Raw genomic sequence first — 17,474 nt, 5'->3', positions numbered from 1 at the left:
CGTTCATGCGGCATCCTCGAGCGGCACGTCGGCGAACATGGCGCGCAGGGCCGCGATGACATGTTGGGGGGTCTCGGACGTGACGATCCGCGCCCGCTCGATGCGGGCGCGCGCGCTGCCGAGCGCGATGGCATGTTCGGCATAGGCTGCAAGATGCTTGCGGGCGTGCCTGAGGCCCATCTCGCGGCCATAGAGCGAGAGAAGGGTCTCGTAATGCTCGACGGCGGCCGCGCCCCTCGTCTCGGCATCGGGCGCCGCGCCCGGCCGGTCCGCATCCCCCGCAAGGTCGCGGGCGATCTCGCCGACGAGCCAGGGCCGGCCGACGGCGGCGCGGCCGACCATGACGGCATCGGCGCCCGACAGCCGCAGGGCCTCGCGGGCGTCTGCCGCATCGGTGATGTCGCCGTTGACGACGAGCGGCAGGGACGTGGCGGCGCGCACGGCCGCGACCGCCGCCCAGTCGGCGCTGCCCTTGTAGAACTGCTGGCGCGTGCGCCCGTGCACGGTGACGAGGCGTACGCCGGCCGCCTCGGCGCGGCGGGCGAGCTCCGGTGCATTGCGGCTCGCGTCGTCCCAGCCGAGCCGCATCTTCAGGGTGACAGGCACGCGGACGGCGGCGACGACCGCCTCCACCAGCCGCATGGCATGGTCGAGGTCGCGCATCAGCGCCGAGCCGGCCCAGCCGCCCGTCACCTTCTTCGCCGGGCAGCCCATGTTGATGTCGATGATGTCGGCGCCCGCCTCCGCGGCAACGCGGGCCCCCTCCGCCATCCAGTGCGGATCGCAGCCGGCGATCTGCACCACGTGCGGCAAGACGCCCTCGCCTTCGGCCCGCATGCGCGCTTCCTCGTCGCCGCGGGCCAGCTCCTGCGAGGCCACCATCTCGGACACCACGAGCGAGGCGCCGAAACGGCGCGCCAGCCGGCGCAGCCCGACATCGGTCACGCCCGACATGGGGGCGAGAAAGGCACGTCCGTCGATTGCGACAGGGCCGATTGCTAAAGTCATCTGCCTATTTCTTGATCATGCACAGCATTGCATCAAAATTGCGCATAATCTTGCGCTGCACAATAGGCCCGTTCGACGCAGCCCGGTGCATTTGCGCTCAGCGCCCCGCCGCCTTATCAGAACGGCCGGGACTCGTCGTGCCCCAAAGTGGGGTGGATGGTCGGGGAGAGGTCGAGAGCCGTTCGATGCCGCTCGTTGCAGCCATCATCGTCGCCGCCGGTCGCGGCACCCGGGCGCGCCCGCACGCGCTGCCCAAGCAGTACCGGCCGCTGGCGGGGCGGCCGCTCGTCGCCCACAGCCTCGAGGCGACGCTGCGCCATCCGGCCATCGCCAAGGTCCTGTGCGTCATCCATCCCGACGACCACGCCATCTACGAGGAGATCGCGCGTTCCCTGGACCATGACGGCAAGCTGCTGCCGGCGGGCTTCGGCGGCGCGACGCGGCAGGCTTCGGTCCATGCGGGGCTCGAGGCGCTCGCAGGCCACATGGGCCGCGCCCCGGACATCGTCCTCGTGCACGACGCGGCGCGCCCGTTCCTCTCGCCGCAGCTCATCGACCGGGCGATCGCCGCCGCCGAGCTCTACGGCGCGGCCGTGCCCGGTCTCTCGGTGACGGATACGGTCAAGGTCGTCGGCGCCGACGGCTGCGTGGCCGAAACGCCGGACAGGGCCATGCTGCGCACGGTACAGACGCCGCAGGCCTTCGCCTTCCCGGCGCTCCTCGCCGCCCATCGCGCGGCAGCCGAGCAGGCCATCGACGGCTTCACCGACGACGGCGCCATCGCCGAATGGGCGGGCGGCACCGTCCACATCTTTCCCGGAGAGGCGCGCAACGTGAAACTGACGACCGGCGAGGACTTCGTTGAGGCGGAACGGCGCCTGTCGGCCCGGCACGACATGACCGTGCGCTTCGGCATCGGCTATGACGTGCACACCTTCGGCGAGGGCGATCACATCATGATCGGCGGCATCGCCATCGCGCACGAACGCGGCATCGTCGCCCATTCGGATGGCGACGTGGTGCTGCATGCCCTGACCGATGCTTTGCTCGGCGCCATCGCGGACGGCGACATCGGCACCCATTTCCCCCCGTCCGACCCGCAGTGGAAGAGCGCATCCTCCGACCTCTTCCTGCGCGATGCCCGCGAGCGCGTGCGCCGGCGCGGCGGCATCATCGACAATGTCGACGTCATCGTCGTCTGCGAGCGGCCCCGCATCGGGCCGCATCGCGAGGCCATCCGCGCACGGATCGCCGAGATCCTCGCCATCGGCACGGGGCAGGTTTCCGTGAAGGCGACGACCTCGGAAGGGCTCGGCTTCACCGGCCGGCGCGAGGGCATCGCCGCCCAGGCGAGCGCCACGGTGCGCCTGCCGGCATCCCCGGAGGGACAGGCATGATCGACGGAGCCATTCTCGCCCAGGCGGAGGCCCTGCTTGCGGCCTGCCGCCAGCGCGGCCTGAAGATCGCCACGGCCGAATCCTGCACCGGCGGGCTCGTCGCCGGCGCGCTCACGGCCATCGCCGGATCGTCCGACGTCGTCGAGCGCGGCTTCGTCACCTATTCCAACGAGGCGAAGATCGAGGCCATCGGCGTCGATGCGGATCTGATCGCCGGACACGGCGCCGTCAGCGAGCCGGTGGCGCGGGCCATGGCGACGGGCGCCCTCGCCCGCTCGCGGGCCGATCTCGCCGTTGCCGTCACCGGTATCGCGGGCCCCGGCGGCGGCAGCGCCGCAAAGCCGGTCGGCCTCGTTCATTTCGCCGTCGCCATGCGCACCGGCAAGGTCCTCCACCGGGAGGAGCGCTTCGGCGACATCGGCCGCTCCGAGGTGCGGCGATTGTCGGTGGCGGTGGCCCTCACGATGCTCGAAGAGGCCTGCGCCGGGGCTTGACCTGGCTTCAGGCGCGGGCAGCCACGCTTCCGCCCCGGCCGTAGACGTCGCGGGCCCGCTCCTCGAACGCTTCCGCGAACTTGTGGAAGGCGCGCTCGAAGACCGCGCCCATGACGAGGCCGAGCGCCATGCTCTTGAACTCGTAGGAAATGAAGAAATCCACCTCGCAGCCGCCGTTGTCGAGGTGATGGAAGGCCCAGCGGTTCTCGAGATGGCGGAAGGGCCCGTCGACATATTCGACGAGAATGCGCATGCGCGGCCTGTCGAGGGTGACGCGGCTCGTGAAGGTCTCGCGGATGGCCCTGTAGCCGACCGTCATGTCGGCGACGAGGGTCTCCACCCCCTCGCCGCTCGCGGCGCGCCGGCGCACGCGCAGCGCCTCGCACAGCGGCAGGAATGCGGGGTAGCGCTCCACATCCGCCACGAGGTCGAACATCTGTGCCGGAGTGTGCGGCACGCGACGCTTGTTGCGAAATGACGGCATGATGCCCCGTCAGGCGCCCAGCTTGGCCGCGCGTGCTGCCTTCAGCCGCTCGAAATCCTCGCCGGCATGGTGCGAGGAGCGCGTCAGCGGGCTCGACGACACCATGAGGAAGCCCTTGGCATAGGCCGTCGTCTCATAGGCCTTGAACTCGTCCGGCGTGACGAAGCGGACGATGGGATGGTGCTTCTTCGTCGGCTGCAGGTACTGGCCGACGGTGAGGAAGTCGACGTCGGCCGCCCTCAGGTCGTCCATGAGCTGCAGCACCTCGTTCCGCTCCTCGCCGAGGCCGACCATGATGCCGGACTTCGTGAAGATGGTCGGATCGAGCTCCTTCACCTGCTGCAGCAGGCGCACCGAATGGAAGTAGCGGGCGCCGGGCCGCACCTTGAGGTACTTCGACGGTACCGTCTCGAGATTGTGGTTGAACACGTCCGGCCGCGCCTTCACCACGACCTCGAGCGCGCCTTCCTTGCGCAGGAAGTCCGGCGTCAGCACCTCGATGGTCGTCTTCGGCGAGCGGGCGCGGATGGCGGCGATGACCTCGGCGAAATGCTGCGCGCCGCCGTCGGCGAGATCGTCACGGTCGACCGAGGTGATGACGACGTGGCTGAGGCCGAGCTTCTCGACGGCCTTGGCGACGCCCTCCGGCTCGTCCCTGTCGAGCGGCTGGGGCATGCCGGTCTTGACATTGCAGAAGGCGCAGGCGCGCGTGCACGTATCCCCCATGATCATGAAGGTCGCGTGCTTCTTCTCCCAGCACTCGCCGATGTTGGGGCAGCCCGCCTCCTCGCAGACGGTGACGAGCTTGTTCTCGCGCACGATGCGGTTGGTCTCGGCCCATTTGGGCGAACCCGGCGCCTTCACACGGATCCAGTCCGGCTTGCGCATCACCGGCTGGTCCGGCCGGTGGGCCTTCTCCGGGTGGCGCGGGCGTGGGTCGCTATTGAGCAGGTCGAGAACGACGGCCATCAGACATCTCCGCGGGGTCGTCCCTGGCGGACGACCTCTCTTGGTTATGTATTTGCAGGCCGTATCGCAAGTAGGCAAGCCGATCCGGGCGCGGCAAAGCGCCCATTATCGAAGCACGGCTCCGCGAGCAGGATGCGAAACATCCTCCTCGCGCAGATCCTCAGACCGTTCATGACCGTACGATTTTTACGCTACCAGCGCCGCCTGATGAGGCTGAGCAGGAACAGGAGCACGATGGCGCCGATCGTCGCCACGACGAGGCTGACCACCAGGCTTCTGCCTGCCGGCATCAGGCCAAGCGCGCCGAGGATCGAGGGCCCGATCAGGGCGCCTATGAGGCCGACGATGAGATTGGTGAGGAGACCGTGGTTGCGGTTCATCACCTTCTCGGCGATGAAGCCCGCCAGAATACCGATAAGAATGAGCCAGAGAAGATTGACGCCTTGAACTCCAAGAATACCGACCCCTTGCATGAATGCCCCCTTGCAATCGAGAAAAAGAGCGCGACCAAGGATCGCTCCTCTTCGTCTCGACAGCAAGAAGTCGGTAGAAGTTCTGTACGCGCCGCTCATCGTGCGGTGCGCACGTTCCTCATACGTGGATGACGCGTCCGTAAGCGTCGAGCACGGATTCGTGCATCATCTCCGACAAAGTCGGGTGCGGGAAGACGGCGTGGATGAGCTCCTCCTCCGTCGTCTCCAGGTTCATGGCGATGACGAAGCCCTGGATGAGCTCCGTCACCTCCGCGCCGACCATGTGGGCACCGAGGAGGCGTCCGGTCTTCTTGTCGAAGATCGTCTTGACGAGGCCGTCCGGCTCGCCGAGGGCGATCGCCTTGCCGTTGCCCATGAAGGGGAAGCGGCCGACGCGCACATCGTAGCCCGCCTCCTTGGCCTTCGCCTCGGTGAGGCCGACGGAGGCGACCTGCGGGTGGCAATAGGTGCAACCCGGGATCATCGCCTTGTCCATGGCGTGCGTCGGCAGGCCCTTGATGGTCTCGACGCAGATGACGCCCTCGTGCTCGGCCTTGTGGGCAAGCATCGGCGGGCCGGCGACGTCGCCGATGGCGTAGATGCCCGGCACGTTGGTGCGGCCGAGCCCGTCGGTGACGACGCAGCCGCGCTCGGTCTTCACCCCGAGCTTGTCGAGGCCGAGATTCTCGATGTTGCCGACGACGCCGACGGCGGAGATGACACGATCGACCGTGATCGTCTGCTTGGCGCCCTTCTCGTCCTCGATATGGGCGGTGACGCTGTCGGCCGCCTTGTCGAGCTTCGTCACCTTGGCGCCGGTCAGGATCTTGATGCCCTGCTTCTCGAAGCGCTTGCGCGCGACGCCGGCGATCTCGGCGTCCTCGACGGGCAGGATCTGCGGCAGCACCTCGACCACCGTGACCTCGGCGCCCATGGTGCGGTAGAAGGAGGCGAATTCGATGCCGATGGCGCCGGAGCCGACGACGAGCAGCGACTTCGGCATCTTCTCGGGCACCATGGCCTCGAAATAGGTCCACACCAGCTTCTTGTCCGGCTCGAGGCCGGGCAGCACGCGCGGGCGCGCGCCGGTGGCGACGATGATGTGCTTGGCCTGATAGGTGCCGGGCGGCTGCGCACCCTTGGGCGCCTCGATGGGCGCGCCCTGGACCGACTTCGTCGGCGCCTTGACGACGACCTCGCCCGGCTTGGTGATGTTGGCCTCGCCCCAGATGACGTCGACCTTGTTCTTCTTGAGCAGGAAGCCGACGCCGGTGTTGAGCTGGCTGGAAACGCCGCGCGAGCGCTTCACCACCGCCGCCGTATCCACCTTCATCGTGCCCTCGAGCACGAGGCCGTAATCCTTGGCATGGGTGGCGTAGTGGTAGATCTCGGCCGAGCGCAGCAGCGCCTTGGTGGGGATGCAGCCCCAGTTGAGGCAGATGCCGCCGAGGTGCTCGCGCTCGACCACCGCCGTCTTGAAGCCGAGCTGCGCGGCGCGGATGGCGGTGACGTAGCCGCCGGGACCGGCGCCGATGATGATGATGTCGTAGCTGGACATGGGAACTCCCGCTATTCCCCTCCCCGCAGGGAGGGGGCATGGCAACGGCGAGGCGGGTTCAGACCAGCAGCCCCATCGGGTTCTCGATGAGCTGCTTGAACGCGGCGATCAGCTCGGCGCCGAGCGCACCGTCGACCGCGCGGTGATCGGTGGACAGCGTCACCGTCATCACCGTGGCGACGGCGGGCGCGTCATTCTTGACGATGACCCGCTTCTCACCCGCGCCGACGGCGAGGATGGTCGCGTGCGGCGGGTTGATGACGGCCGAGAAGTCCCGGATGCCGAACATGCCGAGGTTCGACACGGCGGTGGAGCCGCCCTGGTATTCCTCGGGCTTGAGCTTGCGGGCGCGGGCCCTCGCCGCGTAGTCCTTCATCTCGTTGGAGATGGTGGACAGCGACTTCGTCTCGGCCTTGCGCACCACGGGCGTAATGAGGCCGCCGGGGATGGAGACCGCCACGCCGACATCCGCCTGCTTGTGGCGCAGCATGGCGCTGTCTGTCCACGAGACGTTGGCGTCCGGCACGCGCATCAGCGACAGGGCCAGCGCCTTGATGACGAAGTCGTTGACCGAGACCTTGTAGGCCGGCTTGCCGTCCTTGTCCTTCGGCGCGGCGGCGTTGATCTGCTCGCGCAGCGCGAGCAGCGCGTCGAGCTCGCAATCCACCGACAGGTAGAAGTGCGGGATGGTCTGCTTCGATTCCGTCAGGCGGCGCGCAATCGTCTTGCGCATGGAATCGTGCGGCACCTCCTCGTAGGAGCCGGGCTCGAAGAGCTTCTTGACCTGCTCGTCGACCATGCCGGCCGGAGCGGGCGCAGGTGCCGTCTTGGGGGCCGGGGCCGCGCCGGGGGCGGCCGCCGCCGCGGGCTTGGCGCCGCCGGCGAGCGCGGATTTCACGTCCCGCTCGACGACGCGCCCGTGCGGGCCGGAACCGGCGATGGCGGCGATGTCGATCCCCGCCTCCTTCGCGAGGCGCCGCGCGAGCGGCGAGGCGAAGACGCGGTTGCCGTCGGCGACCGGCGCGGGGCCGGCCTTGGCGGCCGGGGCCGGCGCTTCGGCCCTGGCGGGCTCCGCCTTGGGCTCTTCAGCCTTGGGCGCCTCGGCCTTGGCGGGTTCCTTGGCAGCTTCCTTAGGAGCTTCCTTGGCCGGCGCGCCGCCCGAGGCGGAAACCGCCTTCGGGTCCTCGCCCTCGGCGGCGAGAACGGCGATGACGTCGTTCACCGGCACGTCGCTGGTGCCCTCGGGCACCACGATCTTCGCCAGCACGCCCTCGTCGACGGCCTCCACCTCCATGGTGGCCTTGTCCGTCTCGATCTCGGCGAGGATGTCGCCGGACTTGACGGCATCCCCTTCCTTCTTGAGCCACTTGGCGAGATTGCCCTTCTCCATCGTCGGCGACAGGGCGGGCATCAGGATGTTGATCGGCATGGGCCCCTCCCCGCGTCAGACGTAAGCGACGGCCTTGACCGCGGCGACCACATCGGCCACCGACGGCAGGGCAAGCTTCTCGAGATTGGCGGCGTAGGGCATCGGCACGTCCTTGCCCGAAACGCGCAGCACCGGCGCATCGAGATAGTCGAAGGCGCGCTCCATGACGCGCGCGGCGATCTCGGCGCCGACGCCGGACTGCTGCCAGCCCTCTTCCACCGTGACGCAGCGGCCCGTCTTCTTCACCGATTCGATGATCGTGTCGGTGTCCATCGGGCGGATGGTGCGCAGATCGATGACCTCGGCCTCGATGCCCTCCTTGGCCAGCTCCTCGGCGGCCTTCAGGGCATAGGTCATGCCGATGGACCAGGCGACGAGGGTGACGTGCGAGCCGGCGCGGGCGATGCGCGCCTTGCCGATGGGCAGGACGTAGTCATCGAGCTTCGGCACCTCGAAGCTGTGGCCGTAGAGGATCTCGTTCTCGAGGAAGATGACCGGGTTGGGATCGCGGATCGCCGCCTTGAGCAGGCCCTTGGCGTCGGCCGCCGTATAGGGCGCGACGACCTTCAGGCCCGGGATGTGGCTGTACCAGGCGGCGTAGTCCTGGCTGTGCTGGGCCGCGACGCGGGCGGCGGCGCCGTTGGGGCCGCGGAAGACGATGGGGCAACCGAGCTGGCCGCCCGACATGTAGAGCGTCTTCGCCGCCGAGTTGATGATCTGGTCGATCGCCTGCATGGCGAAGTTGAAGGTCATGAACTCGACGATCGGCTTGAGGCCCGTGAAGGCCGCGCCGACGCCGAGGCCGGCGAAGCCGTGCTCGGTGATCGGCGTGTCGACCACGCGGTCGGCGCCGAACTCCTGCAGGAGGCCCTGCGTGACCTTGTAGGCGCCCTGGTATTCGGCGACCTCCTCGCCCATGACGAAGACGGCTTCGTCGCGGCGCATCTCCTCGGCCATGGCGTCGCGCAGCGCCTCGCGCACGGTCATCTTCACCATCTCGGTGCCGGCGGGCACCTCGGGATCGGGCTGGGCGCTCACCACCGGGGGCGCCGCGACGGCCGAGACGGGGGCCTCGTGCTGCTTGGACGAGACCTGCGGGGCCTCGCCGGCCGGCGCCTGCGCAGGCGCCGCGGGGGTGGCAGCGGTGCTGTTGGCGACGCTGCCTGCATCCTCGCCCTCGCCGGCGATGACGGCGATCGGCGTGTTGACGGCCACGTCCTCGGTGCCTTCGCCGACCAGGATCTTGGCGAGGACGCCCTCGTCGACGGCCTCCACCTCCATGGTGGCCTTGTCCGTCTCGATCTCGGCGATCACGTCGCCGGACTTGACGCTGTCACCTTCCTTCTTGAGCCATTTGGACAGTTTGCCGCTCTCCATCGTGGGGGAAAGCGCGGGCATCAGGATATCGATGGGCATGGGGCGATCTCGGAGCGAAGCATTGCGGGCGATCGAAGCGGCGGCACTGCCCCGCCGGGCCGCATCCGCACCGGGCGGAGACGGCGACGGGGCGGCCGGCCTACTTCAGGATGTCGGTGTAGAGCTCGGCGACGTCGGGCTCTTGATCGTTCGTGGCGAACTCGGCCGCCTCGTTGACGATCTCACGCACCTTGGCGTCGACGGCCTTCAGCTCGTCCTCGCTGAGCTTCCACTGATCGATCAGGCGGCGGCGCACCTGCTCGATCGGGTCGTGCTCCTCGCGCATGCGCTGCACCTCGTCCTTCGAGCGATACTTCGCCGGATCGGACATGGAGTGGCCGCGGTAGCGGTAGGTCTGCATTTCCAGGATGTAGGGGCCCTTGCCGGACCGAGCCCATTCGATGGCGCGCTCGCCAGCGGCCATGACGGCACGCACGTCCATGCCGTCCACCTGCTCGCCGGGAATGTTGAAGGAGGCGCCGCGCTTGGAGAAATCGGTCTGCGCGGAGGCGCGGGAGACCGAGGTGCCCATGGCGTAGCGGTTGTTCTCGATGACGAAGACGACCGGCAGCTTCCACAGCTCGGCCATGTTGAAGCTCTCGTACACCTGGCCCTGGTTGGCCGCGCCGTCGCCGAAATAGGTCAGGCAGACGTTGCCGTTCTTTCGGTAGCGGTTGGCGAAGGCGATGCCGGTGCCGAGCGAGACCTGGGCGCCGACGATGCCGTGCCCGCCGTAGAAGTGCTTCTCCTTGGAGAACATGTGCATCGAGCCGCCCTTGCCCTTGGAGTATCCTCCGCGGCGGCCCGTAAGCTCGGCCATGACGCCCTTCGAATCCATGCCGCAGGCCAGCATGTGGCCGTGGTCACGGTAGCCGGTGATGACCTGGTCGCCTTCCTTCGTGGCCATCTGCATGCCGACGACGACGGCTTCCTGGCCGATGTAGAGATGGCAGAAGCCGCCGATGAGGCCCATGCCGTACATCTGCCCCGCCTTCTCTTCGAAGCGGCGGATCAGCAACATCTCGCGATAGGCGAAGAGATCCTGGTCCTTCGTGAAGCCCGCCGCGCCCTTCTTCTGGGCTGGCGACTGCGTCTTTCTTGCAGTGCGCGATTTTACGGCAGATGGCGCGGCATCGGAGCGCGATGCCTTACGAGCGGCTACGGCCATGAACATCCTCCCAAGGGGTTGTTGAGCGGTGTTGTAGCGCAGCCGCGCGCCGAAGGCGAGCCCCATCGGCGCAGGATAAATGGATACGTTTGAAACTAACCGGCTGATAACAGTGCGGTTTTTGCAGTTAACCGGGCTTCGGTTAAGCGGGCTTGACTGCCTTCGGCCTCAGCATTTCGGCGCCCTTTATCGCTTTTGGGCCGGCAACATCACGACGACATCGTTGGGATGCACGAAACCGAGCTCTTCACGCGCCAGTTCCTCCAGAATGTCCCGGTCCACCGACTGGGCGCGCATGAGGGCGATGCGCGTCTCCCACTCGCCGCGGCGCTCCTTGATATCCGCAAGCTCGCCCTTGAGCTCGGCGATCTGCGCCTCGAACGACTGCCTGGCCTCGAGCCCGCGCGCGCCGCTGTGCGCATGGACGACGAAATAGCCGACCACGGCGCTCGACACGCCGTAGAGCACGAGCGGAATGAGGACCGAGCGGAGGCGCTTGCGAATGACCATGGGGCGAGCATGGAAGCCCATGGTTAAGGATGCATTAAGGGCGCCGCTCCGGTTGGAACGGCGCCCTTCGTCAACGGTGACCGGTAATGTCAGCGGCGCGCCTTCAGCGCCGTGCGCCCCGCGTAGACCGCCTGCTTGCCGAGCTCCTCCTCGATGCGGATGAGCTGGTTGTACTTGGCGAGCCGGTCGGAACGGGCGAGCGAGCCGGTCTTGATCTGCCCGCAGTTGGTCGCGACCGCGAGGTCGGCGATGGTCGCGTCCTCGGTCTCGCCGGAGCGGTGCGACATCACCGCCGTGTAGCCGGCGCGATGGGCCATGTCGACGGCGGCGAGCGTCTCGGTGAGCGAGCCGATCTGGTTGACCTTGACGAGGATGGAATTGGCCGTGCCCTTCTCGATGCCCTCGGCGAGGCGCTTGACGTTGGTGACGAAGAGGTCATCGCCGACGAGCTGGCACTTCGTCCCGACGAGGTCGGTCAGGGCCTTCCAGCCCGCCCAGTCGTCCTCGGCCATGCCGTCCTCGATCGAGGCGATCGGATAGTCGGCGACGAGCTTGGCGAGGTACTTCGCCTGGGCCTCGGGATCGCGCGTCGTGCCCTCGCCCTCGTAGACATAGGCGCCGTTCTTGAAGAACTCGGTGGCGGCGCAGTCGAGCGCCAGCATCACGTCCTCGCCCGGCTTGTAGCCCGCGGCCTCGATCGCCTTCATGACGAAGTCGAGCGCGGCCTCCGCCGACGGCAGGTTGGGGGCGAAGCCGCCCTCGTCGCCGACATTGGTGTTGTGGCCGGCGTCCTTCAGCGCCTTCTTGAGCGTGTGGAAGATCTCCGAGCCGGTGCGCACCGCATCCGCGAAGGTCGGCGCGCCGACCGGCATGACCATGAATTCCTGGAAGTCGATGGGATTGTCGGCATGGGCGCCGCCATTGACGATGTTCATCATCGGCACCGGCAGGATGCGCGCCGAGGTGCCGCCGACATAGCGATAGAGCGGCAGGCCGGCAGCCTCGGCGGCCGCCTTGGCGACGGCGAGCGAGACGCCGAGAATGGCGTTGGCACCGAGCTTGGCCTTGTTCGGCGTGCCGTCGAGGGCAATCATCGTCTCGTCGATCTTGACCTGGTCCTCGGCGTCCATGCCGCCGATGGCGTCGAAGATGTCGCGGTTGACCGCGGCCACGGCCTTGAGGACGCCCTTGCCGCCGTAGCGGCCCTTGTCGCCGTCGCGCAGCTCCACCGCCTCGTGGGCGCCGGTCGAGGCGCCGGACGGCACGGCGGCGCGGCCCATGGAGCCGTCCTCGAGGATCACGTCGACTTCCACCGTCGGGTTGCCGCGGCTGTCGAGGATCTCGCGGGCGACGATGTCGATAATGGCGGTCATGGGGCTCTTTCTCCCTGGCTCGTCACGGGGCTCTGCCGTGGCACCGGCTTTTAGAGCATCGCGTGGAACAGTGGCAATCGGCTGGCGGCCCACCATCGATCGGCGGAGGCGACAGGGTGCATTTTTTCTTGCGCCGGCGCGACACTGGTGCGACAGCCCTCGCCGCGGGGGCATGAGGACGACACGAGGATCGACATATGGCGCAACAGCACGAATCGCTGCAGCTGGGCAAGCCGGCGTCCCTGCCCGCCTCGCCCGAGGAGGCGGTGCTCGACCGTGTGCCGAACCCGCATCCCGACACGGATTACGTGGCGCGCTTCACCTGCCCCGAGTTCACCTCGATCTGCCCGGTCACCGGCCAGCCGGACTTCGGCATCGTCGTCATCGACTATGTCCCCGGGGAGTGGCTGGTCGAATCGAAGTCGCTGAAGCTGTTCATGTTCTCGTTCCGCAACCACGGCGCCTTCCACGAGGACTGCACGGTCTATATCGGCAAGCGATTGTCGGAGCTGCTCGCACCGCGCTGGATGCGCGTGGGCGGCTACTGGTTCCCGCGAGGCGGCATCCCGATCGACGTCTTCTGGCAGACCGGCGCGCCGCCTGCGGGCCTCTTTTTGCCCGACCAGGGCGTGCCGCCCTACCGGCCGCGCGGCTGAGCGCCGGCCAGCGCCGCGACGAGCCGCGCCATTTCCGCGGCCGGATCCGCCGCCCGCATGACGGAGCCCATGACGGCGATGCCGGCGGCGCCCGCGGCAAGGCAATCGGCTACGTTGGCCGCGTCGATGCCGCCGATGGCGATCACGGGCACGGGGCTGGCGCGGACGATGGCGGCAAGACCATCGACGCCCAGCGCGGGGCCGTAGCCGGGCTTGCTCGCGGTTTCGGCGAAGGGGCCGGCGATCGCGTAGTCGACGGTTTCGCGGTCGAGCGCGCGCGCCTCGCCAGGCGAATGGACGGACATGCCGATCAGCGCATGGGGAGCGCCGAAGAGGCCCGGCACGCCCTGCTCCCCTCCCCCTTGCGGGGAGGGGCTGGGGGTGGGGGGCGTGGCGAGAGGTGATGGCGGCCCTCCAGGCGGCACCCCCCTCCCCAACCCTCCCCCGCAAGGGGGGAGGGAGTATGCCCGGCCCAGCATCTCCCGCGCTCTCCTCGCGTCACCGCCGGCCGCCAGATGCACGCCGCCGAGCCCAGCCTGCCGCGCCACCTCCGCCGAGCCATGCACCATCAAACAGACGTCCTCTGGCAGCGCATCCCTCAAGCGCAGCGCCAGAGCGACCTGCTCGTCTTCCGGCAGATCCTTTTCGCGCAGGCTCACCCAGCGGCAGCCGCCGGCCACCGCTGCTTGGACGACGGCAACGAGGTCACCCCTCGCCTGCCGGCGATCGGTGACGAGCAGCAGCGGCGGCTGCGGCAGGGCCACGGCTCAGGATCCGACGAGCCCGAACTGCGGGCTCGAGGGCTCGGCATAGCGGCGCCTCGGGATGCGCCCGGCCCGGTGGGCGAGCCGGCCCGCCTCGACGGCGTGGCGCATGGCGCGCGCCATGGCGACGGGATCGTTCGCCTTCGATACCGCCGTGTTGAGGAGGACCGCGGCGCAGCCCAGCTCCATGGCGAGCGCCGCATCCGAGGCCGTGCCGATGCCGGCGTCGAGCACCACCGGCACGGGCGAGCGCGCCGCGATGAGCTCGATGAGGTGCGGATTGGCGATGCCGAGGCCCGAGCCGATGGGCGAGCCGAGCGGCATGACGGCGGCGGCGCCGAGATCGGCGAGCTTGCGGCAGGTGACGGGATCGTCGTTGCAATAGACCATGACGACGAAGCCCTTGCGCACCAGCTCGTCGGTGGCGCTGAGGAGTTCCTCGACATCGGGATAGAGCAGCTCCCGATCGCCGATGATCTCGAGCTTCACCCAGTTCGTCTCCAGCGCCTCGCGCGCCAGCTCCGCCGTCAGGACGGCGTCGCGCGCCGTCTGGCATCCGGCCGTGTTCGGCAGGAGGTCGGCACGGCCGGCGATGAGGTCGACGAGGCCCTCCTCGGGGCTCGACAGGTCGAGCCGGCGGATGGAGGCGGTGACGAGCTCGGTGCCGCTCGCGGCGATCGCGTCCAGCATCACCTTCTGGTTGGGATAGCCGGCCGTGCCGAGGAAGAGCCGGGAGGAAAAGCTGCGCCCGGCGATGACGAGCGGATCGGCCGCCCGCGCGCCCTGTTCGACGACGTTCATCTCAGCCTCCCTGGCGTGCATGGACGATCTCGACGCTATCGCCGTCGTGCAGCGGCTGGTCCTGCCATCGCGCGCGCGGCACGACCGCGCCGTTGAGCGCGACCGCGACGCCGCGGCCGGTTGGGTCGATCCCGCGCTGCGTAAGAAATTCGGCGATTGTCGCGGCCGCCAGCGGCTCATCCGCGCCGTTGACGCGGATGCGCGGCAGCGCGACGGAGGATGCTTTCGTCATGACGAAACCTCGCTCGGCGCATCGGCGCGCGCCTGAAAGCGCGCAAGGGTGAAGGGGCGCGCCACATCGGCGAGCCGCCCGGTGAGGACATAGTCGGCGACCACGGCGGCGGTGACCGGCGTGAGCAGGATGCCGTTGCGGTGGTGGCCGGTGGCGTAGACGAGGCCCGCAAGCTCACCCGGCCCGAGGATCGGCGCGTCGTCGCGGCTGCCGGGCCTGAGGCCGGCCCAGGTCTCGGCGATCGGCAGTTCCTCGATGACCGGCAGGGCCCGCCAGGCGGCGTCGAGGAGCGCGAGGAGGCCGCCGGCCGTCATGCGGGTGTCGAACCCCTTCTCCTCCACCGTGGCGCCGATGATGAGGCGCCCGTCGCGGCGCGGCACGAGATAGGCGCCCGGCACCCAGGTCACATGGCTGAGGACGGGAGCGGCCGGATCCATCTGGACCGCCACCAGCTGGCCCTTGACGGGCCGCACCGGCGGCAAGGCGGCCCGCGGCAGGCCCTCGATCCGCCGCGACCAGGCGCCGGCGGCAAGGATGACGGCGTCGGCATCGATCCGCCGGCCGCGGGTAACGACGCCGCGCGCTCGCCTGTCTTCGACGACGACCGATTCGACCGGGCTGTCCTCGTGGATCGCCACACCGGCCCGCCCGGCGGCCACATGCAGGGCGGCGGCCAGCTTGCGGTTGTCGACCTGATGGTCCTCGGGGCTCCACAGGCCGCCGACGACGCCGGGGCTGAGAAACGGCTCGCGGCGCCGCACCTCGGCGGCATCGAGCCATGAAACAGGCAGGCCGAGCCGCTCCTGCAGAGCGAGATGGTGCTTCAGCCGCGCCTGGTCGTCGGCCGAGAAGGCACAGACGAGCGTGCCTTCGGTGCGCAGATCGACGGCAAGGCCGCTCGCCGCCTCCAGTTCTCGGGCAAAGTCGGGCCACAGCGCCTGGCTCGCGCGGTTGAGAGGCAGGAGCGGCTCCTCGCCCGGCTCCACTTCGGCGCAGGCGGCCAGCATGCCGGCGGCGGCATGGCTCGCGCCCGTGCCGCAGCGGCCAGCCTCGAACAGGTCGACGTCGACGCCTTGCGTGGCGAGACGCCAGGCGATGGAGAGGCCGATGACCCCTCCGCCGATGATGATGACTTTATCCGGTCGCGATGATGCTTCTGCACTCACCGGCTGCTCCCTACGCTGGCATGATCCAGACAGGTTCGATGGGTATGATCTCAGCCGCACTGCCGTGCGGCACCCCAGGCCGACGCGTCATATACACGACAAAAAACGCGCCACTGCAAGTCCGGCTATGGAAGTCCGGCAGCGGCGCGCTTTTCACAAAGCGAATCAGTCTTTCAGGCTAACCTCAGCTGTCAGCACGCTTCTTTGCTAGGGAATCGAAAGCCTTCAGCTCCGCCAGAAGGCCTTCCATCTCGTTCAGCGGCACCATGTTGGGGCCATCGGACGGTGCGCGGTCCGGGTCCTCATGGCTCTCGATGAAGAGGCCGGCGACGCCGACGGCCACGGCGGCGCGTGCCAGCACGGGCACGAACTCGCGCTGCCCGCCGGAGGACGTGCCCTTGCCGCCGGGCTGCTGCACAGAATGGGTGGCGTCGAAGATGACGGGCGCGCCCGTCGTCTCGGCCATGATCGGCAGCGCCCGCATGTCGGAGACGAGCGTGTTGTAGCCGAAGGAGACGCCGCGCTCGGTCACCAGGACGTCGGGATTGCCGGCGCCCGTGACCTTGGCGGCGACGTTCGCCATGTCCCACGGCGCGAGGAACTGGCCCTTCTTGATGTTGACCGCCCGGCCCGTCTTCGCGGCCGCGACGAGAAGGTCGGTCTGCCGGCACAGGAAGGCCGGGATCTGCAGCACGTCGACCGCCTCCGCGATGGGTGCGCACTGGGCCGCGTCGTGCACGTCGGTCAGGACCGGCAGGCCGAGGCTCTCGCGGATCTCGGCGAAGATCGGCAGGGCGGCCTCAAGGCCGACGCCGCGGGCCGCGCCGGCGGAGGTGCGGTTGGCCTTGTCGAAAGAGGTCTTGAAGACGAGGCCGAGGCCGAGGCGGGAGCAGATCTCCTTCAGCGCCGTCGCCATCTCCAGCGCATGGGCCCGGCTCTCCAGCTGGCATGGCCCAGCGACGATCGCCAGCGGCAGGTGATTGCCGAAGGAGACGTTGCCGACCTTGACGGTTGCGTTGGCGCTCATGTTTCCCGCCCCAGGAGGTGAAGACAAGAGGTGAAGAAAGGCGCTCGATGGCGCAGGAGAAAGGCCGAATTGCGTCCGCCCGGCCTCGGAAGGTCATTCAGAACGTCATGGCGCCGGCATTGAGGATGCCGGCGGCCAGCGAGGCCGCGCCGAGGAAAAGCGCCGCCGCGATCTCGTTGTTGGCGATGCGCTGGGAGAGGTTTGGCATCGCGAGGCGCACGAGCCAGTAGGCGCTGATCTGCACGATCATGGCGACGAGGCCCCAGACCACGAGGTCCGGCCAGGTGCGCGCGTGCACCACGGCGCTCGACAGCGGCAGCGCGAAGCCGACGATGCTGAGCCCGAGCGACAGGCTGGCCGCCGCGACGTCGCGGCGGATGAGCGCGAATTCGTTGTGCGCGGTGATGAAGGTGTAGATGCCGATATAGACGAGGACGAGGACGAGCGCGATGAGGTAGTCGACCAGAAAATCCGGCAGATTGTTGATCGATTCAAACACCATCGGCGCCCCCAGCCCCGTTTCCCTGCCGCCAGCCCTGGCCGTGAATT

The 17,474-nt window shown here is 68.7% G+C and carries 19 protein-coding genes and 1 riboswitch; of the genes, 3 read left to right on the top strand and 16 right to left on the bottom strand.

Annotation, left to right across the window (positions count from 1 at the left end; genetic code table 11):
• Positions 1 to 3 precede the first annotated feature (3 nt).
• Positions 4 to 1,008 carry a tRNA dihydrouridine synthase DusB gene (gene dusB / locus GGR16_RS05945; protein ID WP_183315975.1) on the bottom strand — a complete coding sequence of 335 codons (1,005 nt, stop codon included), beginning with the start codon at positions 1,006 to 1,008 and terminating at the stop codon, positions 4 to 6.
• A 185-nt stretch (positions 1,009 to 1,193) separates the two neighbouring features.
• Between dusB and GGR16_RS05940 the strand changes: the two genes are divergently transcribed.
• Positions 1,194 to 2,405 carry a bifunctional 2-C-methyl-D-erythritol 4-phosphate cytidylyltransferase/2-C-methyl-D-erythritol 2,4-cyclodiphosphate synthase gene (locus GGR16_RS05940; RefSeq protein WP_183315974.1) on the top strand — a complete coding sequence of 404 codons (1,212 nt, stop codon included), beginning with the start codon at positions 1,194 to 1,196 and terminating at the stop codon, positions 2,403 to 2,405.
• Positions 2,402 to 2,899 carry a CinA family protein gene (locus GGR16_RS05935; RefSeq protein ID WP_183315973.1) on the top strand — a complete coding sequence of 166 codons (498 nt, stop codon included), beginning with the start codon at positions 2,402 to 2,404 and terminating at the stop codon, positions 2,897 to 2,899. Before GGR16_RS05940 ends, GGR16_RS05935 begins: the two co-directional genes overlap by 4 nt.
• A 7-nt stretch (positions 2,900 to 2,906) precedes the next feature.
• On the opposite strand, the gene GGR16_RS05930 is transcribed toward GGR16_RS05935, so the two are convergent.
• The 9 genes from GGR16_RS05930 to eno all read right to left on the bottom strand — a co-directional run bounded on the left by GGR16_RS05930 (position 2,907) and on the right by eno (position 12,279).
• Positions 2,907 to 3,383: a type II toxin-antitoxin system RatA family toxin gene (locus GGR16_RS05930; protein ID WP_026014792.1), complete on the bottom strand. Its 477-nt coding sequence runs from the start codon at positions 3,381 to 3,383 to the stop codon at positions 2,907 to 2,909.
• A 9-nt stretch (positions 3,384 to 3,392) separates the two neighbouring features.
• A complete protein-coding gene (lipA, locus tag GGR16_RS05925; protein WP_019400295.1) occupies positions 3,393 to 4,352 on the bottom strand; it encodes a lipoyl synthase in 960 nt (319 codons plus the stop codon).
• Positions 4,353 to 4,543: 191 nt separating this feature from the next.
• Positions 4,544 to 4,825 (bottom strand): GlsB/YeaQ/YmgE family stress response membrane protein, encoded by a 282-nt coding sequence (locus GGR16_RS05920; RefSeq protein ID WP_019400294.1) that lies wholly within the window; start codon positions 4,823 to 4,825, stop codon positions 4,544 to 4,546.
• A 118-nt stretch (positions 4,826 to 4,943) separates the two neighbouring features.
• Positions 4,944 to 6,383, bottom strand: a complete 1,440-nt coding sequence (gene lpdA / locus GGR16_RS05915; protein WP_183315972.1) for a dihydrolipoyl dehydrogenase — start codon at positions 6,381 to 6,383, stop codon at positions 4,944 to 4,946.
• A gap of 58 nt (positions 6,384 to 6,441) precedes the next feature.
• Complete coding sequence (locus tag GGR16_RS05910) at positions 6,442 to 7,812, bottom strand: pyruvate dehydrogenase complex dihydrolipoamide acetyltransferase (protein WP_183315971.1); 1,371 nt, start codon at positions 7,810 to 7,812, stop codon at positions 6,442 to 6,444.
• 15 nt (positions 7,813 to 7,827) lie between these two features.
• On the bottom strand, positions 7,828 to 9,228 hold the full coding sequence (locus GGR16_RS05905) for a pyruvate dehydrogenase complex E1 component subunit beta (protein ID WP_183315970.1): 1,401 nt from the start codon (positions 9,226 to 9,228) through the stop codon (positions 7,828 to 7,830).
• Positions 9,229 to 9,328: 100 nt separating this feature from the next.
• Entirely contained in the window at positions 9,329 to 10,396 is a 1,068-nt protein-coding gene (gene pdhA, locus GGR16_RS05900; protein WP_183315969.1) for a pyruvate dehydrogenase (acetyl-transferring) E1 component subunit alpha, read from the bottom strand.
• A 186-nt stretch (positions 10,397 to 10,582) separates the two neighbouring features.
• Complete coding sequence (locus GGR16_RS05895; RefSeq protein ID WP_019400289.1) at positions 10,583 to 10,906, bottom strand: FtsB family cell division protein; 324 nt, start codon at positions 10,904 to 10,906, stop codon at positions 10,583 to 10,585.
• 89 nt (positions 10,907 to 10,995) lie between these two features.
• Positions 10,996 to 12,279 (bottom strand): phosphopyruvate hydratase, encoded by a 1,284-nt coding sequence (gene eno, locus GGR16_RS05890; RefSeq protein WP_183315968.1) that lies wholly within the window; start codon positions 12,277 to 12,279, stop codon positions 10,996 to 10,998.
• Positions 12,280 to 12,476: 197 nt separating this feature from the next.
• Between eno and queF the strand changes: the two genes are divergently transcribed.
• Positions 12,477 to 12,935 (top strand): preQ(1) synthase, encoded by a 459-nt coding sequence (gene queF, locus GGR16_RS05885; protein ID WP_183315967.1) that lies wholly within the window; start codon positions 12,477 to 12,479, stop codon positions 12,933 to 12,935.
• Here queF and GGR16_RS26060 read toward each other — a convergent pair.
• From GGR16_RS26060 to GGR16_RS05850, 6 genes are all read right to left on the bottom strand, one after another.
• Complete coding sequence (locus GGR16_RS26060) at positions 12,917 to 13,699, bottom strand: thiamine phosphate synthase (RefSeq protein WP_210289414.1); 783 nt, start codon at positions 13,697 to 13,699, stop codon at positions 12,917 to 12,919. The two genes, queF and GGR16_RS26060, sit on opposite strands and share 19 nt — an antisense overlap.
• Before the next feature lie 3 nt (positions 13,700 to 13,702).
• A complete protein-coding gene (gene thiG / locus GGR16_RS05870; RefSeq protein ID WP_183315966.1) occupies positions 13,703 to 14,500 on the bottom strand; it encodes a thiazole synthase in 798 nt (265 codons plus the stop codon).
• A gap of 1 nt (position 14,501) precedes the next feature.
• Positions 14,502 to 14,732, bottom strand: a complete 231-nt coding sequence (thiS, locus tag GGR16_RS05865) for a sulfur carrier protein ThiS (protein ID WP_183315965.1) — start codon at positions 14,730 to 14,732, stop codon at positions 14,502 to 14,504.
• Entirely contained in the window at positions 14,729 to 15,898 is a 1,170-nt protein-coding gene (gene thiO / locus GGR16_RS05860; RefSeq protein ID WP_183315964.1) for a glycine oxidase ThiO, read from the bottom strand. Before thiO ends, thiS begins: the two co-directional genes overlap by 4 nt.
• Positions 15,887 to 15,985, bottom strand: a riboswitch (TPP riboswitch). It overlaps the preceding gene by 12 nt.
• 97 nt (positions 15,986 to 16,082) lie before the next feature.
• A complete protein-coding gene (kdsA, locus tag GGR16_RS05855; protein ID WP_183315963.1) occupies positions 16,083 to 16,925 on the bottom strand; it encodes a 3-deoxy-8-phosphooctulonate synthase in 843 nt (280 codons plus the stop codon).
• Positions 16,926 to 17,022: 97 nt separating this feature from the next.
• Complete coding sequence (locus GGR16_RS05850; protein WP_019403639.1) at positions 17,023 to 17,427, bottom strand: DUF350 domain-containing protein; 405 nt, start codon at positions 17,425 to 17,427, stop codon at positions 17,023 to 17,025.
• Between the last annotated feature and the right edge of the window lie 47 nt (positions 17,428 to 17,474).

Origin of the sequence: Chelatococcus caeni (assembly GCF_014196925.1) — a bacterium.
GTDB classification, from domain to species: Bacteria; Pseudomonadota; Alphaproteobacteria; order Rhizobiales; family Beijerinckiaceae; genus Chelatococcus_A; species Chelatococcus_A caeni.
Note: the sequence above shows the minus strand (reverse complement) of the source record. Positions and strands in the feature narration are given on the sequence as shown.

Excerpts from the sequence above, each read along its gene's own strand:
- GGR16_RS05930 (WP_026014792.1), bottom strand. The coding sequence starts at position 3,383 with ATGCCGTCATTTCGCAACAAGCGTCGCGTGCCGCACACTCCGGCACAG.
- GGR16_RS05935 (WP_183315973.1), top strand. The coding sequence starts at position 2,402 with ATGATCGACGGAGCCATTCTCGCCCAGGCGGAGGCCCTGCTTGCGGCC.
- GGR16_RS05905 (WP_183315970.1), bottom strand. The coding sequence starts at position 9,228 with ATGCCCATCGATATCCTGATGCCCGCGCTTTCCCCCACGATGGAGAGC.
- queF (WP_183315967.1), top strand. The coding sequence starts at position 12,477 with ATGGCGCAACAGCACGAATCGCTGCAGCTGGGCAAGCCGGCGTCCCTG.
- GGR16_RS05895 (WP_019400289.1), bottom strand. The coding sequence starts at position 10,906 with ATGGTCATTCGCAAGCGCCTCCGCTCGGTCCTCATTCCGCTCGTGCTC.
- thiS (WP_183315965.1), bottom strand. The coding sequence starts at position 14,732 with ATGACGAAAGCATCCTCCGTCGCGCTGCCGCGCATCCGCGTCAACGGC.
- pdhA (WP_183315969.1), bottom strand. The coding sequence starts at position 10,396 with ATGGCCGTAGCCGCTCGTAAGGCATCGCGCTCCGATGCCGCGCCATCT.
- lpdA (WP_183315972.1), bottom strand. The coding sequence starts at position 6,383 with ATGTCCAGCTACGACATCATCATCATCGGCGCCGGTCCCGGCGGCTAC.
- GGR16_RS05910 (WP_183315971.1), bottom strand. The coding sequence starts at position 7,812 with ATGCCGATCAACATCCTGATGCCCGCCCTGTCGCCGACGATGGAGAAG.
- GGR16_RS05850 (WP_019403639.1), bottom strand. The coding sequence starts at position 17,427 with ATGGTGTTTGAATCGATCAACAATCTGCCGGATTTTCTGGTCGACTAC.
- GGR16_RS05940 (WP_183315974.1), top strand. The coding sequence starts at position 1,194 with ATGCCGCTCGTTGCAGCCATCATCGTCGCCGCCGGTCGCGGCACCCGG.
- thiG (WP_183315966.1), bottom strand. The coding sequence starts at position 14,500 with ATGAACGTCGTCGAACAGGGCGCGCGGGCGGCCGATCCGCTCGTCATC.
- GGR16_RS05920 (WP_019400294.1), bottom strand. The coding sequence starts at position 4,825 with ATGCAAGGGGTCGGTATTCTTGGAGTTCAAGGCGTCAATCTTCTCTGG.
- lipA (WP_019400295.1), bottom strand. The coding sequence starts at position 4,352 with ATGGCCGTCGTTCTCGACCTGCTCAATAGCGACCCACGCCCGCGCCAC.
- kdsA (WP_183315963.1), bottom strand. The coding sequence starts at position 16,925 with ATGAGCGCCAACGCAACCGTCAAGGTCGGCAACGTCTCCTTCGGCAAT.
- eno (WP_183315968.1), bottom strand. The coding sequence starts at position 12,279 with ATGACCGCCATTATCGACATCGTCGCCCGCGAGATCCTCGACAGCCGC.
- dusB (WP_183315975.1), bottom strand. The coding sequence starts at position 1,008 with ATGACTTTAGCAATCGGCCCTGTCGCAATCGACGGACGTGCCTTTCTC.